The 15,545-nt window shown below is 67.4% G+C and carries 14 protein-coding genes; 2 read left to right on the top strand and 12 right to left on the bottom strand.

The features are described 5' to 3' along the window. Positions 1-43: 43 nt before the first annotated feature. Entirely contained in the window at positions 44-1,195 is a 1,152-nt protein-coding gene (locus tag ACK4MH_RS14900; RefSeq protein WP_409719759.1) for a beta-ketoacyl-ACP synthase III, read from the top strand. Positions 1,196-1,247: 52 nt separating this feature from the next. On the opposite strand, the gene ACK4MH_RS14905 is transcribed toward ACK4MH_RS14900, so the two are convergent. The 10 genes from ACK4MH_RS14905 to ACK4MH_RS14950 all read right to left on the bottom strand — a co-directional run bounded on the left by ACK4MH_RS14905 (position 1,248) and on the right by ACK4MH_RS14950 (position 11,461). Next, positions 1,248-1,937: a response regulator gene (locus tag ACK4MH_RS14905; RefSeq protein WP_409719761.1), complete on the bottom strand. Its 690-nt coding sequence runs from the start codon at positions 1,935-1,937 to the stop codon at positions 1,248-1,250. Next, entirely contained in the window at positions 1,937-4,624 is a 2,688-nt protein-coding gene (locus tag ACK4MH_RS14910) for a DUF4118 domain-containing protein (protein WP_409719764.1), read from the bottom strand. The genes ACK4MH_RS14905 and ACK4MH_RS14910 overlap by 1 nt, the downstream gene beginning before the upstream one ends. Next, positions 4,625-5,203, bottom strand: coding sequence for a K(+)-transporting ATPase subunit C (kdpC, locus tag ACK4MH_RS14915; protein ID WP_409719766.1), 579 nt, complete (start codon positions 5,201-5,203; stop codon positions 4,625-4,627). Positions 5,204-5,213: 10 nt separating this feature from the next. Further along, positions 5,214-5,930 (bottom strand): TorF family putative porin, encoded by a 717-nt coding sequence (locus tag ACK4MH_RS14920; RefSeq protein WP_409719768.1) that lies wholly within the window; start codon positions 5,928-5,930, stop codon positions 5,214-5,216. Beyond that, positions 5,923-6,078 carry a hypothetical protein gene (locus ACK4MH_RS14925; RefSeq protein WP_409719770.1) on the bottom strand — a complete coding sequence of 52 codons (156 nt, stop codon included), beginning with the start codon at positions 6,076-6,078 and terminating at the stop codon, positions 5,923-5,925. Before ACK4MH_RS14925 ends, ACK4MH_RS14920 begins: the two co-directional genes overlap by 8 nt. Next, positions 6,078-8,144: a potassium-transporting ATPase subunit KdpB gene (kdpB, locus tag ACK4MH_RS14930; RefSeq protein WP_409719772.1), complete on the bottom strand. Its 2,067-nt coding sequence runs from the start codon at positions 8,142-8,144 to the stop codon at positions 6,078-6,080. The genes ACK4MH_RS14925 and kdpB overlap by 1 nt, the downstream gene beginning before the upstream one ends. Positions 8,145-8,162: 18 nt before the next feature. Next, positions 8,163-9,872, bottom strand: a complete 1,710-nt coding sequence (gene kdpA, locus ACK4MH_RS14935) for a potassium-transporting ATPase subunit KdpA (protein ID WP_409719774.1) — start codon at positions 9,870-9,872, stop codon at positions 8,163-8,165. Positions 9,873-9,890: 18 nt separating this feature from the next. After that, positions 9,891-9,974, bottom strand: a complete 84-nt coding sequence (locus tag ACK4MH_RS14940; protein WP_409719786.1) for a potassium-transporting ATPase subunit F — start codon at positions 9,972-9,974, stop codon at positions 9,891-9,893. A gap of 2 nt (positions 9,975-9,976) precedes the next feature. Further along, positions 9,977-10,099: a hypothetical protein gene (locus tag ACK4MH_RS14945; protein ID WP_409719776.1), complete on the bottom strand. Its 123-nt coding sequence runs from the start codon at positions 10,097-10,099 to the stop codon at positions 9,977-9,979. Between the two features lie 144 nt (positions 10,100-10,243). Then, positions 10,244-11,461 (bottom strand): MFS transporter, encoded by a 1,218-nt coding sequence (locus ACK4MH_RS14950; RefSeq protein WP_409719778.1) that lies wholly within the window; start codon positions 11,459-11,461, stop codon positions 10,244-10,246. A 298-nt stretch (positions 11,462-11,759) separates the two neighbouring features. Here ACK4MH_RS14950 and ACK4MH_RS14955 point away from each other — a divergent pair, with 298 nt between their 5' ends. Continuing rightward, positions 11,760-13,523, top strand: coding sequence for a glycoside hydrolase family 9 protein (locus ACK4MH_RS14955; protein WP_409719780.1), 1,764 nt, complete (start codon positions 11,760-11,762; stop codon positions 13,521-13,523). Between the two features lie 58 nt (positions 13,524-13,581). Here ACK4MH_RS14955 and ACK4MH_RS14960 read toward each other — a convergent pair whose 3' ends face one another. Together ACK4MH_RS14960 and ACK4MH_RS14965 are read right to left on the bottom strand one after the other, a co-directional pair. Next, entirely contained in the window at positions 13,582-14,895 is a 1,314-nt protein-coding gene (locus ACK4MH_RS14960; RefSeq protein WP_409719782.1) for a cation:proton antiporter, read from the bottom strand. Positions 14,896-14,925: 30 nt separating this feature from the next. Then, positions 14,926-15,545: putative glycoside hydrolase (locus ACK4MH_RS14965; RefSeq protein ID WP_409719784.1), on the bottom strand; the 620-nt coding region annotated here is incomplete at its 5' end.

Here is a 15,545-nt window from a genome sequence, read left to right on the forward strand (position 1 = left end):
AAGCAGCGAGACGCCGCGCGTCGAGCGATAGGACAAGAACAAAGTGACCCACGCCGTCATCGCCGCCACCGGCCTCTTCACCCCCGAACAATCGGTCTCCAACGCCGAACTGGTCGACAGCTACAACGCCTGGGCCGACCGCTGGAACGCCCGCCACGCCGCCCAGATCGAGGCCGGCGAACTGGAGGCCAAGGCCCACTCCTCGCCCGAGTTCATCGAGAAGGCCTCGGGCATCAAGAGCCGGTTCGTGCTGGACAAGGCCGGGATCATCGATCCCGAGCGGATGGCCCCGAACCTGGCCGAACGCTCCAATGACGAGATTTCCATCCTGGCCGAGATGGCGGTCAAGGCCGCGCGTCAGGCCATCGAGGCCTGGGGCAAGCCGGTCAGCGAGATCGGCGCCGTCCTGTGCGCCGCCTCGAACATGCAGCGCGCCTATCCCGCCATGGCGATCGAGGTTCAGCAGGCCCTGGGCATCGAGGGCTTCGCCTTCGACATGAACGTGGCGTGCAGCTCGGCGACCTTCGGCATCAAGACGGCGACGGACTTCATCGCCGGCGGCTCGGTCAAGGCCGTGCTGATGGTCAACCCGGAGGTCTGTTCGGCTCACCTGAACTTCACCGACCGCGACAGCCATTTCATCTTCGGTGACGTGGCGACGGCCGTGATCGTGGAATCGGCCGAGACGGCGGGACCGGGCGGCTGGGACGTGCTGGGCACGCGACTGAAGACGACCTTCTCCAACAATATCCGCAACAACTTCGGCTTCCTGAACCGCAACGCGCGCGACACCGCGCATCTGGATACGCCGGCTGCCGACGACAGCGTCCAGAACGACAAGCTGTTCATCCAGCAGGGCCGCAAGGTCTTCCGCGACGTGGTGCCGATGGTGTCGGACATGATCGTCGATCACGCCGGCGAACTGGGCCTGAATCCGCAGGAATTGAAGCGGTTGTGGCTGCACCAGGCCAACATCAACATGAACACAATGATCGGCAAGAAGGTGCTGGGGCGCGAGCCCTCGGCGGACGAGAACGTCATCATCCTGGACGACTACGCCAACACCTCGTCGGCCGGGTCGATCATCGCCTTCCACCTGCACAACGATGGGTTCGAGGCGGGCGACACCGGCCTGATCTGCAGCTTCGGCGCCGGCTATTCCGCCGGGACGGTCTTCGTCAGGAAGCGCGCATAGATGAACCCCGCCCCCTGATGCAGTCCTCGCCTAATCCTGGCAGAACTTTGGATCAGTCCATCAGCCGATAACCCACGCCCGGCTCTGTCACGAGTAGAGCCGGCTGGGCGGGGTCCGCCTCCAGCTTGTGCCGCAGTTGGCCCACGACGACGCGCAGATACTGGACGTCGTCGGCATGGCCGGCGCCCCAGACGGTCTTGAGCAGATCGACATGGCCCAGCACCTTGCCGGCGTTGCGCGCCAGATAGGCCAGGACGTCGTATTCCTTGGGCCGCAGCTTCACCCGCTCGCCGGCGCGGGTGACGATGCGGCGGTCCAGGTCGATCACGACATCGCCCGCCGTGACCACACCGCCCGCGACCGGCGTCAGCGCGCCCTGACGTAGGCCCGCCCTGATGCGGGCCAGCAGTTCGCCGACGCCGAACGGCTTTTCCACATAGTCGTTGGCGCCCAGGTCCAGGGCCGTGATCTTCTCGGCCTCTCGGTCTCGCGCCGACAGGACGATGATCGGTCCCTGATAGAAGTCGCGCGCCCGCGTCAGCACGTCCTTGCCGTCCATGTCGGGCAGACCCAGGTCCAGCACCACCGCATCGGGGCTCCACAGGGCGATGGCGCGCAGCCCCTCCTGACCGCTGTCGGCCCGGCGGGGCTCATAGCCGGCGGCGTCCAGGGCGGGGGCCAGGAAGCGGTGGATCTGGGGCTCGTCGTCGATGACCAGAACCTGGGGGCGAACGGCGGACATCACAGCAAATCCCGGTGGGTGGCTATGGACTTGGGCAGGCTGATCAGGATGCGGGTGCCCAGCTTGCCGCCGTCCGGTCCATCCTGGATCGGGCTGGCGGCGGCGATGCGGCCGCGCATGGCCTCGACGAAACCCTTGGCGATGGCCAGGCCCAGGCCGGCGCCTTTTGCGCGGTCGGTGGATTCCTCCATGCGGCGGAACTTGTCGAACACCCGTTCCAGCTCGGCGGTGGGAATGCCGCGCCCCTCGTCCTCGATGGAGATGACGACGGCGCCGCGATCCTCATAGGCCGCCAGTTCGATGGTCGTGCCGTCGGGGCTGTAGGCGATGGCGTTTTCCAGGATGTTGACCACGGCCTGTTCCAGCAGGCCCGGATCGGCCTCGACCATGCTGAGCTGGGCCGGGAAGTCGCGGGTGATGCGGCGCTGGCCCAGGCGGCGCGACACCCGGTCGGCGGCGGCGTTCAGGATATCGCGCACATCGCTCCAGTCGGTGCGGACGTTCAGCCCCCCGCCCTCCAGCCGGGTCATGTCCAACAGGTCGCCGACATAGCGCGACAGGCGTTCGGCCTCTTCGCGGATGCTGAGCAGCAGGTCGTCGCGGACCTCGGGCTTCAGGGTCGCGCCATAGTCGATCAGGGTCGTCGCCGACCCCAGGACCGTGGACAGGGGCGTGCGCAGATCGTGGCTGACCGAGTTCATCAGGGCGGCGCGGAAACGGTCGGCGCGACGCAGGGTCTCGGTCTCCAGCGCCTGACCCGCCAGGTCGGCCCGCTCCAGCGCCACGGCGCCCTGATCCAGCAGGGCCATGGCCAGACGTTCCTCGTCCGAGCCCGCCGCCACGGCCGAGGCGTCGATGCCCGCGACGCCGGCCCGCCCGCGCACGCCCTGTAAAGGCTGAAACCGCCAGTGTGTCTGCGGCAGGGTGCCGGTGCCGTGTCCCGTCACCTCGCCATGGGTCCAGGCCCAGCGGGCGGCGGCCATGGCGTCGGGGGCCAGGGTGACGCCTTCGGGGCTGGCGGCCGTAAGGATAAGATCGTCGTCTTCGGGCAGCAGGACGACCGCCCCGGCCCCAGCGGCGGCGGAGGCCTGTTCGGCCAGGGTGCGGGCCGTGGTCGCGCGATCCTGGCCCGCCGACAGGGTCTGGCTGGCGGCCAGAAGGGCCGAGACGGCGGCGGCGCGACGCTGGGCCGCCCTGGCCTGTTCGCGCACCCTCCCCGCCAAGGCCCCGGTCCCAAGGGCCACGGCCCAGAACAGGATCAGGGTCAGCACGTCCGTCGGCGAGCCGATCAGGAAGCTGTAGAGCGGCTGAAGGAAGAGGAAGTTGTAGGTCAGGAAGGCCAGGGTCGCCGCCGCCAGCGCAGGCCGCAAGCCGTTCAGAACCCCCGCCGCCACCACAGCCGCCAGATAGATGACGCCCAGATCGACCCGCTCGAACCGCGTGTCCAGCAACAGGGCGACGCCGGTCGCGGCCACGACGAAGCCCGCGCCGGTCGTATAGGCGCGCCATTCCAGCGCCGCTCGGGGACCGGGCTTGAGCGAGGGTTCGGGCGCCGTCAGATCGCCCTCGGTCACGACGTGGACGGCCACGCCCTGGGCCTTGCGCAGCAGTTCCGTCGCCAGCGCCCGGCCGGTCCATTCGGCGAACCGCCCGCCGAGCGTCTTGCCGATGACGATCTGGGTGACGTTGTTGCGGTGGGCGTGATCCAGCACGGCGCGCACCACGTCGTCGCCGCTGATCGTCACAGGCCGTCCGCCCAACTGCTCGGCCAGCTTGAAGCCCTCGGACAGGCGGCCTGCCGAGCGGGCGTCGGCGCGCGATCCGCTGGGCCGTTCGACGTGAGCCACCGACCAGGGGGCGTCCATCATCATGTCCGACATCCGCCGCCCGGTCCGCACCAGCGAGGCGGTCATGGCGTCGCCGCCGACCAGGACCAGGATCCGCTCGTTCGCCGCCCACGGCCCCGCCACGCCGCGCTCGCGCAGATGCGACAGCAACTGGTCGTCCACCGTCTGGGCCGCGCGGCGCAGGGCCAGTTCGCGCAACGCCGTCAGGTTCTCGATCTTGAAGAAGTTCTCGGACGCCACCCGCGCCGTCTCGGGCACATAGACCTTGCCCTCGGCCAGACGCGCCCGCAGGTCCTCGGGCGTGATGTCCACGACCTCGATGTCGTCGGCGCCGGTCAAGGCGCTGTCGGGCACGGCCTCCCTCTGGCGCACCCCGGTGATGCGCAGGACGACGTCGGACAGGCTCTCCAGATGCTGGATGTTCAGCGTCGTCCAGACGTCGATGCCGGCATCGCGCAGTTCCTCCACGTCCTGCCACCGTTTCGGATGGCGCGACCCCGGCGCATTGGAGTGGGCGTATTCGTCGACCAGCAGCAGTTCGGGTCGCCGCGCCAGGGCGCCGTCGAGATCGAACTCCATCAGCGCGCGGTCGCGGTGGTCGATCGGCGCGCGCGGCATGACGTCCAGCCCGCGCAGCAGGCTCATCGTCTCCTTGCGGCCGTGGGTCTCGACCACGCCGACGACGACATCCAGCCCCTCGGCCTTTCGACGGCGGGCGGCGCGCAGCATCTCATAGGTCTTGCCCACGCCGGGCGACATGCCCAGAAACACCTTCAGCCGCCCGCGCTTGCGGCGCGGAACGGCTGAAGTCGCGGACGTTTCGGCCTCGGCCTCGGGCAATCAGCCCTCCGCGCCGAAGCGGGCGTCCAGCGCGCGATTGGTCATCAGGACATTGACGTGCGGCTGGCCGATGAAGCCGAGGAAGGCTCCCTCGGTCCGCTCGTCGATGATGCTCTGGACCTGCTGCACGGGAACGCCTCTGGCGCGGGCGATCCGCGCGGCCTGAAGCCGAGCGTAGGCCGGAGACACGTCCGGGTCGAGGCCCGAACCCGAGGTCGTCACCGCATCGGCGGGGATGACGCCCGGACCGTCCTCGGCGCGAATGGCCTGGGCGGTTTCGGCGACCCGCGTCGTCAGGTCCGGATTCAGCGGCCCCAGGTTCGAGCCGGACGAGGCGGCGGCGTCATAGCCGTCGCCCGCCGCCGAGGGGCGCGGATGCAGATAGGTCGCGCCCGCGAACGGCTGCCCGATCAACGAGGAACCGACCACCTGACCGCCGGCGTCGCGCACAAGGCTGCCGTTGGCCTGATCCGGGAAGGCGACCTGGGCCACGCCGGTGACGGCCAGCGGATAGGCCAGCCCCAGCAGCAGGGTGAACAGGGCCGTCATGACGAGGGCCGGGCGAAGTTGATTGACCATGGTCGTCGCCTCAGAAACTGGCCTTCAGCGTCGCCACGGCGCGCGCGCCGTAGATGTCGCCGAAGTCGTGTTGATCGGTGTCGTGATAGCGGACGTCCAAGGCCAGATTGCTGGTCAGCTGATAGGCCGCGCCCAGGTTCCAGGTGGTGTAGTCCAGGTCCGACGAGACCCACTGACGCCCGACGGCGCCCGAGATGGTCCATTTGTCGGCCGGGCTGACGGCGCCGTTGATCTCGGCATAGGTCGCTTCGTCTTCCGACGCGCCGAAGAAGTCGGGCGAATAATAGACTGCGGCCCCGAGGGTGGCCGGGCCGACCGCGCGCGAGGCGGCGGCTTTCAGCTCGACATAGTCATAGTCCGCGCCGTCCGGCTGACCGGCGTACAGATAGCCGATCACGCCGAAGTCCAGGGCATAGCCGGCGACCTCGGGCCGATAGCCGGCGTAGAGGTCGACCTCGGCGTCCGTGTCGTCGCCGAAATCGACGTTGGAGGCCCAGCCGCCGGCATAGAAGCCGTTGCTGGTCAGGTCGATGCCGGCCGAGATCGCCGGGTTTTCCTGGGTCTGGCTGACGCCGCGGAAGACGTAATCAGAGGTGAGGGCGACGTTTGCCGAAACATCCTGCGCCTTGGCTTCGCTGCACAGGCCCAGGCCGGCGATGCCGACGATACAGGCGGCGGCGAACCAGGCGTCATTACGGCCCGAGGCCTTGGAGAGGGGTTTACGCATTGGAATTCTCATTTTGAACAGGATGGATGGCTCTGAGGTTCGAACCGTTGCGCTGGTCGGTTTCCCGCATCGTCGCGACGCCCCACAGGGCCGCAATGACCAGCACTGCGAGGACGAGTTGAAGGATGCGGGAAACCTCCTGGCGCATCAGGCCAGACCCAGGCCGGAGATGACGAGGTCGATCAGCTTGATGCCGACGAACGGGGCGATCAGGCCGCCCAGCCCGTAGATCAGCAGGTTGCGACCCAAGAGGGCGCCCGCGCCGATGGCCCGATATTTGACGCCCTTCAGCGCAAGCGGGATCAGGGCGACGATGACCAGGGCGTTGAAGATGACCGCCGACAGGATGGCGCTCTCGGGGCTGTGCAGCCGCATCACATTCAGCGCGCCCAGCGACGGCAAGGCGACCACGAACATCGCCGGGATGATGGCGAAATACTTGGCCACGTCGTTGGCGACCGAGAAGGTCGTCAGGGCGCCGCGCGTGATCAGCAGTTGCTTGCCGACCTCGACGATCTCGATGACCTTGGTCGGGTCGCTGTCGAGATCGACCATATTACCGGCCTCGCGGGCGGCCTGGGCGCCGGTCTGCATGGCCACGCCGACGTCGGCCTGAGCCAACGCAGGCGCATCATTGGCGCCGTCGCCGCACATGGCGACCAGACGACCCTTGGCCTGTTCGGCCTTGATCAGGCGCATCTTGTCCTCGGGCGTCGCCTCGGCGAGGTAGTCGTCCACCCCGGCCTCCGACGCGATGGCCGCCGCCGTCACCGGGTTGTCGCCCGTGATCATGACGGTGCGCAGACCCATGCGGCGCAGGTCGGCGAAGCGCGCCTTCACGCCCGGCTTGACCACGTCTTTCAGGTGGATGACGCCGACCAGCACGCCGTTCTGGGTCACAGCCAGGGGCGTGCCGCCCGAGCGGGCGATCCGGTCCACGGCCTGACGGAACTCGGCCGGGGCCGAGCCGTCGGACAGGTTCAAATCCTTGAGCACCGCATCGACCGCGCCCTTGCGCCAGCTGTCCTTGCCGACATCCAGGCCTGACTGGCGGGTGACGGCGGTGAAGGGGATGGCGACGGCGCCGGCCGGCTGATCGACCGAGACGCCGGCGTTGCGGCCCAGTTCGACGATGGACCGGCCTTCCGGCGTCTCGTCGGCCAGGGACGCCATGACGGCGGCGGCCAGAGCGGCCTCGGGACGAACGCCGGGGACAGGAATGACCTCGGTCGCCATACGGTTGCCGAAGGTGATGGTGCCGGTCTTGTCGAGCAGCAGGGTGTCGACGTCGCCTGCCGCCTCCACCGCACGGCCCGAAGTGGCCAGCACATTGACCTTCAGCAACCGGTCCATGCCGGCGATGCCGACCGCGGACATCAGGCCCCCGATCGTCGTCGGGATCAGGGTGATGAACAGGGCGCCCAGGACGATAGGGTCCAGATCGACGCCCGAATAGGCGCCGAGGCCCACCAGGGTCACGACCGCGATCAGGAAGATCAGGGTCAGGCCGGCCAGAAGCACGGCCAGGGCCAGCTCGTTCGGCGTCTTCCTGCGGTCCGCGCCCTCGACCATGGCGATCATGCGGTCGAGGAAGGTCGAGCCTGGCTTGGCGGTGATGCGGACCTTGATCCAGTCGGAGACGACGGTGGTGCCGCCGGTCACGGCCGAGCGGTCGCCGCCGCTTTCGCGGATCACCGGGGCGCTCTCGCCGGTGATGGCGGCCTCATTGACCGAGGCCACGCCCTCGATGATCTCGCCGTCCGAGGCGATCACGTCGCCGGCCTCGACCAGGATGATCGACCCGACCTCAAGCTCGGAGGCGTTGGTCGGGACCACCGTGCCGGTCTTGGGGTCGACGATCAGCTTGGCCTTCGTCGTGACGCGGGTGGCGCGAAGACTGTCAGCGGCCGCCTTGCCCCGCCCTTCGGCGATGCTCTCGGCGACGTTGGCGAACAGGACCGTGGCCCACAGCCACAGCGCCAGTTGCACCGCAAAGCCCGCCGACTGACCGCTGGCGATGGCCGCCGCAGCCGAGATCGTGGACAGAAGCGCCACGATCCAGGTGGTGAAGATGACCGGGTTCTTGATCAGTTTGACGGGGTTCAGCTTGACGAAGGCGTCGCCCACGGCCCGGCCGATCATCTGTCCCGATAGCCCGCCCGCGAGGGGCGACGAACGGCCGCCCTCGCGTGGATCCAATGTAAGTTGTGTCATGTCAGGATGTCCGAAGGATCAGGCGCCGGCGACCGCCGCGAGCACCTGGAAGTGCTCGACGATCGGTCCCAGGGCGAGGGCGGGCAGGAACTGCAGGCCGCCGAGGATGAGGATCACGCCGATCAGCAGGCCGATGAACAGGCCGTTGTCGGTGGGCAGGGTGCCGGTGGAGGGCGCCAGCTTGGGCTTGACCACCAGGCTGCCGGCGATGGCCAGCACCGCGACGGCCGGAACGAACCGCCCGAACAGCATCCCCAGCCCCAGGGTCGTGTTCCACCAGGGCGCGTTGGCGGTCAGGCCCGCAAAGGCCGAACCGTTGTTCGCCGCCGCAGAGGTGTAGGCGTACAGGATCTCGGACAGACCATGCGGCCCCTTGTTCAGCAGGCCCGCCAGCGCCGTCGGGAAGACGGCTGAGATCGCCGAGAACCCCAGCACCGCCAGCGGCAGGATCAGCACCGCGATCATGGCGAACTGGATCTCGCGCGCCTCGATCTTCTTGCCCAGATATTCCGGCGTCCGCCCGACCATCAGGCCGGCGACGAAGACCGACAGCAGGGCCATGACGACCATGATGGCGATGCCCGAACCGACGCCGCCGGGCAGGATCTCGCCCAGCTGCATCAGGAACATCTGCAAGGCCCCGCCCAGCGGCATATAGCTGGCGTGCATCGAGTTGACCGAGCCGTTGGAGGCGCCGGTCGTGACGACGGACCAGACGGTCGAGGCCGGCGCGCCGAAGCGGACCTCCTTGCCCTCCATGTTCACCGACGCATCCACATGGGCCGCGACCAGGGCCGGGGCCGGCTGGGTCTCGATCACATACATGGCGGCGCTGGATACGGTCAGCAGGATCAGCGCCGCCGTCGCCAGGGCCTTGATGTCGCGTCCCGCCAGGGCCGTGCGGCCGAAGGCGAAGAAGGCGGCCCAGCCCATGACGTTGATCGCGACGGCGCTCAGCAGGTTGGTGATGGCGTTCGGGTTCTCGAACGGATGGGCGCCGTTGACGTTGAAGACGCCGCCGCCGTTGATGCCCAGTTGCTTGATGGCGACCTGGCTGGCCGCCGGGAACAGCGGCAGGGTCTGCGCCCCGCCCTCGACGCCGGTCGCATGGACGTTGGCCGCCAGGCTCTGAACGATGCCGAGACCCGCCAGGGTCACGGCCAGGATCAGGGCGGCGGGCAGCAGCACATAGAGGGTGGTCCGCGTCAGATCGGCCCAGAAATTGCCGACGCCCTCGCCCCGATTGGCGACGAAGGCCCGCGCCAGGGCGGCCGCAATGGTCGCGCCGGTCGCGGCCGAAACGAAGTTCTGCACCGTCAGGCCGACCATCTGGGTGAAGGTCGACAGGGTCGTCTCCCCGCCATAGCTCTGCCAGTTGGTGTTGGTGACGAAGCTGACGGCGGTGTTGAAGGCCAGATGCGGCGACACGCCCGCAAAGCCTTGCGGGTTCAGCGGCAACACGCCCTGCAGGCGCAGGATGGCATACAGCAGGACAAAGCCCGCCAGGTTGAAGGCCAGCAGGGCGCCGGCATAGCCCAGCCACCCCTGGCTGCGCTTCGGATCGACCCCCGCCGCGCCATAGAAGACGGCCTCCACCGGCTTCAGCACCGGGTCCAGCCAGGTCCGCTCGCCGTTCCAGACGCGCGACATATAAATGCCGATGGGCCAGCCGAGCATTACGGCCAGCCCAAGGGTCAGGGCGATCTCGCCCCATCCTTGAATGTTCATGAATTCCGTCCCGGTTCCCTAGAACCGCTCGGGCCGCAGCAGCGCCGCGACCATGTAAACGGCGACGGCGACCGCCCCCGCTCCCCAGAGCATGGCGATCATCGTCACACCCGTTTCAATGCTGTGGCGAGCAGGGCGAAGGCGGCGAACGCCCCTGCCCCCACCGCCAGAAAGATCACGTCGGCCAATCCGGCCTCCTCGCTCAAGTTGGAGCGGGACAGGACCATGAAGCCACGTAATGGCGCGATGTGAGTCCTCGCCGTGCGCCTAAAGAATTCATAAAATCCGGGCTCTTGGACTGGAAATCGAAGAACAGGGCCGCAAGTGTTGGCGGCGCCGCCGCGTCAACCGATGCCGGCAGCCGACCCGATCTACAGCGTTGGATAGCCTTGCGTCCGCCGGAACAGGCCAAGCACCACAACGGCGCCGGCGAAACAGCCGGATGCAGCGACATAAAGCGTACGAACGTCGCCGCCGGTGGCCGTCAGGATCAGCGCCGCCAGCGGTGCGATCGCCTGGGGCAAGGCGACCGCCAGATTGTTCAGCCCCATGTCTCGGCCACGGTCCTCCGCAGAAGGAAGGGCATCGGCCATCAGACCCATCTCCACCGACCCATAGGCGCCCTGCCCTATGCCGTAAGCTGCAAAGGCGATGATCGCGAACACCCCATTCGCCGAGGTCGACAGAAGCGCTGTCGCTGCACAAAGGATGATCGCACCGACCAAGGCGACGGATTGTCGATGGATGATCTTCTTGCCGAATAGGGCGACGACAACCGTAACGACGATGACGCTGGCAAAGCCCACGCCCGTCAGCAGGGCGTGGAAACGTTCCGGCGAAGAGCCTGACCGACCCAAGGCGTCCGTGATGAAGAACAACAGATAGGTGCTGACGAAGGAATATCCGGTGGCGATCAAGAGCCTGGAACCCCACACCACGGAAAAGTTTCGGGACTTAAAGGGCGTCGTTAGCGAAGCCACTTGCCAGGGGCGTTCACCTGACGCGGCGTTGAGAGGGTTTGGCCTGTCAGGCTCGCGCGAACTCAGCAGGAAGATCACCGCCGCAGTGACCAGCAATGCGCCGAGAAGCATAAACCTTCCCGGCTCGGTCTGAGGGCCAAGCGCCATAAGGCTCGACCCCAGGGCCACCGCCAGGGGATAGGACAGCCCGAGCAAAGCCGAGATGGTGCTGCGTAGCGCCAATGGCACGCGGTCTGCAAAGACGGCGGACAGCGGCGCCATGAGGGTGTTGAACGCCAGTTGGAATCCGACCACCGCCCAGACGAACTCGGCAGGGGTCGATGCCCTCCACAGACCGATGTAGCTAATGATCGTCAGCACTACGCCAATGGCGATCCACGGGCGCCGCCGACCAAATCGAGACCGTGTCCGGTCGCTGATTGCGCCTATGATCAGATTGCTCGCCGCCGCCACGAGCGCGCCCCAGAACATGGCTCGGCTGAGGATCTCCGTCTTGGTGTCCGGATCGAGCGCCCCTGCATGCAGCGGCGCGATGATCTGAAACACGGGAGCCAGACCTAGGAAGGTGGCCAGGAACAGCAGGAGATAGGCCGCAAGAAACAGCGTCATGCGGCGAGGCTGTGACAGTCTGGAAACTTCGCGCTCCTCCATCTAACGTGCCCGTATGCCACGCCCGAAGTGGGTTTCGCTAGTCGAACAGAGCGCGGTCCGATCCCCAAGGTAAACTTCCAAAAAAGACATCATCCTCTTGTGACAGCGCTGTCAAATGGTAGGCTGCTTTTTGGTGAGGTGCTGGGATTTGAGGGAGACGGCTGTGAAGAAGAGCTTTGCATCGAGCGTTGGGGCCATCGCCTTAATGTCGGCCTTCGGGACTGCGCATGCCGAGCCGGCAGCCGCACCTGTTCAAATGAGCCAGGTCGGCTTTGAGACCCAGGGCCCCAAGACGGCGACTGTACCAGACAATGCGGCGCGGCCCCTGCCCTGGCGGGTCCTGGATCGTACAGGCGCCGTCGTGGCGCAGGGTGTTTCCAAGGTCTTCGGCCAGGACGCGGCCTCCGGGCAGAGCGTGCACACCGTTGATTTTCAATCTTTGCAAAGGGATGGCGAAGGTTACAAGTTGATTGTCGGATCGCATGAAAGCCGTCCGTTCTCGATCCTGTCGCATCCTCATGCTCGGCTGAAGTACGACGCCCTCGCCTATTTCTATCAGAACCGCGCAGGCGTCCCGATCCTGGCCGAGCATGTCGCACGGCCTGATCTGGCGCGGGCGGCGGGCCATGTTCAGGAAGTGGCGGGCTGTTTTTCGGGCGCGGATACGGCCGGCGTCGTCTGGCCCGGTTGCGACTACACGCTCGACGTCACCGGCGGTTGGTACGACGCCGGGGACCACGGCAAGTATGTCGTCAATGGCGGGATTTCCGTGTGGATGCTGCTGAACGCCTACGAGCGGGCGATGGTGCGCGAGGGTCCGGGCGCGGGCGCCTTCGCCGACGGCAAGGCCGACATTCCGGAGGCCGGCAACGGGGTCAACGACCTGCTGGACGAGTCCCGCTACGAGATCGAATTCCTGCTGAAGATGCAGATCCCCGATGGGGTCAAGGCCAAGGTTCCCGTCGGCGCACAGGCGCCGGGCCAGCCCCTGACCCTGACTGAGATCGACGCCGGCGGCATGGTGCATCACAAGGTTCACGACGCTCAATGGACCGGCCTTCCGCTGGTGCCGGCCGACGATCCGCAGCCGCGCCTGCTGTATCCGCCCAGCACGGCGGCCACCCTCAATCTGGCGGCGGTCGGCGCGCAGTGCGCACGCATCTGGCGCGACATCGACCCCGGTTTCGCGCGTCAATGCCTGACGGCGTCTCAGCGCGCCTTGCGCGCCGCCCTGCGCAATCGCGACGTCCGGGCGAGCGCCAACTTCGCCGGCGGCGGCGGCTATGGCGACGAGGACTTTTCGGACGAGTTTTATTGGGCCACGGCAGAGCTTCTGGCGACCACCCGAAACCCCGCCTATCTGACGGCGCTGAAGACCTCGTCCTATTATCTGGGCGGGCCATTGTCGGGCAAAAGCGCGACGGGCGATCCGGGCTTCTCGTGGACCGCGTCCCTGGGGTCTTTGACCCTTGCGACCGTGCCTGACGTGCTTGCGGCAGAGGATTTGGTCACTGTGCGGGCCAATATCGTCGCTGCGGCCCGCGCCTATGTCGATGAAGGTTACGGCCAGGGCTATGGACTGCCGGTGTCGGGCACGAAATATGAGTGGGGCTCGAACGGCGCATTGATGAGCCGGGCCGTCATCCTCGGCTCGGCGTTCGACTATACGGGCGACTGGAATTACCGGAATGCGGTGATCGCATCGCTCGACTACATCCTGGGCCGTAACCCGATGGATCGTTCCTATGTGACGGGCTATGGCGACCGGCCGGTTCAGAACCCTCACCATCGTTTCTGGGCGCACCAGGCCAACCCGGCCTACCCCATGCCGCCTGCCGGCGCGCTGTCGGGCGGGCCGAACAACCAGGCCATGATCGACGATGTCGCCAAAACCCTCGTCGGCAAGTGCGCGGCCCAGGCCTGCTGGGCCGACGACATACAGGCCTATGCCCTGAATGAGGTCGCCATCAACTGGAACGCGCCTCTGGTCTGGGTCGCCGCCTTCATCGACGATCACTGAAGCGAAAGGGCCGCCGCCTCATGGGCGGCGGGCTGAAGGCGTGGCGAGGATCGGCCCCTTACGACTTCGCCAGAGCGCCGACCGGCCGATCTGATCCACTGTCGATCTCCGCGTCGCCGAGGCCGACCAGTTCGCCGCGTTCGCGCGCCTTCCTGCCGTATACCCATTCGAACAGGGGCGAGGCCATCAGGGTGGTGATGATGGCCATCAGCACCAGGATCGAGAACAGGGCCGGGCCGATGATGCCGCGCTGCAGGCCGATGTTGATGATGATAAGCTCCATCAGGCCGCGGGCGTTCATCAGGGCGCCGATGCCCATGGCCGTGGCGTTGTCCTGGCCCGTCAGGCGCGCGGCGGCCCAGCAGGCCCCGCCCTTGGCCAGTATGGACCCCAGCAGGATGACGGCGGTCACGGCCAGCAGGCCCAGGCTGTTGACCATGGTCAGTTGGGTGTTCAGGCCCGAGAAGGTGAAGAACATCGGCAGCAGCACCAGAACCGCGAACGGCTCCAACTGACGCTTGACCTCCTGGCTCAGCAGGCCGCGCGGCATGGCGACGCCCAGGATGAAGCCGCCGAAGACGGCGTGGATGCCGACCGCGTCCATGGCCCAGGCGCTGAGCATGAACAGGATCAGCAAGATCCCCAGCACCGTGGGGCTCAACCGCCCTTCACGCTCGACGATGCGGCCCAGCGGCGCCAGTAGTTTCGGTCCGACCGTCAGCATGAACAGTGCGAACGCGCCGCCCCCGGCGATGGCCATCACGGCCACCATCGGCCCCGCACCGAAGCTGGCCAGGACGATGGCCAGGACGCACCAGGCGCCGGCGTCGTCGATGGCGCCGGCCGCCAGAGACAGCGAACCCAGCCGCGTGCCGCTCAGGCCCCGCTCATGGATGATGCGCGCCAGCATGGGGAAGGCGGTGATCGAGATGGCCGCGCCCATGAACAGCATGGCCTGCCAGGTCTGGATGCCCTGACCGAACAGGCCCTGGCTGACCAGCCAGGGCGCAATGGCCACCGCGACCATAAAGGGCGCAGCCATCCCCGCCAGCGACACGGCCGCCGCGCTTTTCGCATTGGCCTTGAAGTGATCGCGCCGGAAGCCCAGCCCGACCAGGAACATATAGAGACCCACGCCCAACTGGGCGCCGACGAACAGGATGGATTTCGATTCCTTGGGAAACAGGGCGGCTTGAAGATCGGGCGCCAGGAGGCCGAACAGCGACGGCCCCAAGATCACCCCGGCGATCATCTCCCCCACCACCTGCGGCTGGCCGAGGTAGCGTTTGGCCAGCCAGCCGACGATGCGGCAGACGGCGATGATCACGGCCATCTGCAGGAAGAAGGCCACGCTCAATTCTGCGTTCGTCATGCGTCTGCCCCGTTCGTTCGAAGCCTAGCCTTACCGTGTTGGGCAGACGGCGTCGCCCTCGTTGGAGGCGAGGCGGATGTCCTCGACGGTGACGGCGAAGTCGGCGGCGGTGCGCAGGCCCCAGGGCTGATCGACGGCGGCGAGGTCGGCGCCCGTGTCGCGCAGGCACGACAGCCGCACCTTCAGCGTGCGCCACTCGCCGACCGGGGCTGCGTTCACCAGGCTGGTGATGTCCACCGATCCGGCGCCCAGCGTCAGGAAGACGGGGCCTTGCGCACGGGCGTCGACGCGGTAGCGGAAGGCAATGGCCATCTCGCCGTTCGACTGACGGATCAGATCGACCGGCTGAGCCGCGATCAGGGCCTGTCCGCCGCCTTGCGAGAAGGTCAGGGCGCGGGCCGATTCCTGGCCTGCCCCGTCGGTGGAGCGCACGGACACCCCGCTGCGCGGGCTGGCGCCGCTCTTCTCGGCCCCCAGGCGGAACTCGCCGCCTGCGTCACGCAGCATCAGCGACCAGGGGGCGATGAACCGGCCGTCGACGAAGTAGCGATCCAGGCTGCTGCCCGCGCTGACCACGCCGCTCTCTTCCGACAGGGCGCCGACGCGGGCGCCGCGCGCATAGGTCAGGCCGTAGCCATAGGCGAACTGCG

The sequence above is a fragment of the Brevundimonas sp. genome (assembly GCF_046295075.1).
Lineage (GTDB): Bacteria > Pseudomonadota > Alphaproteobacteria > Caulobacterales > Caulobacteraceae > Brevundimonas.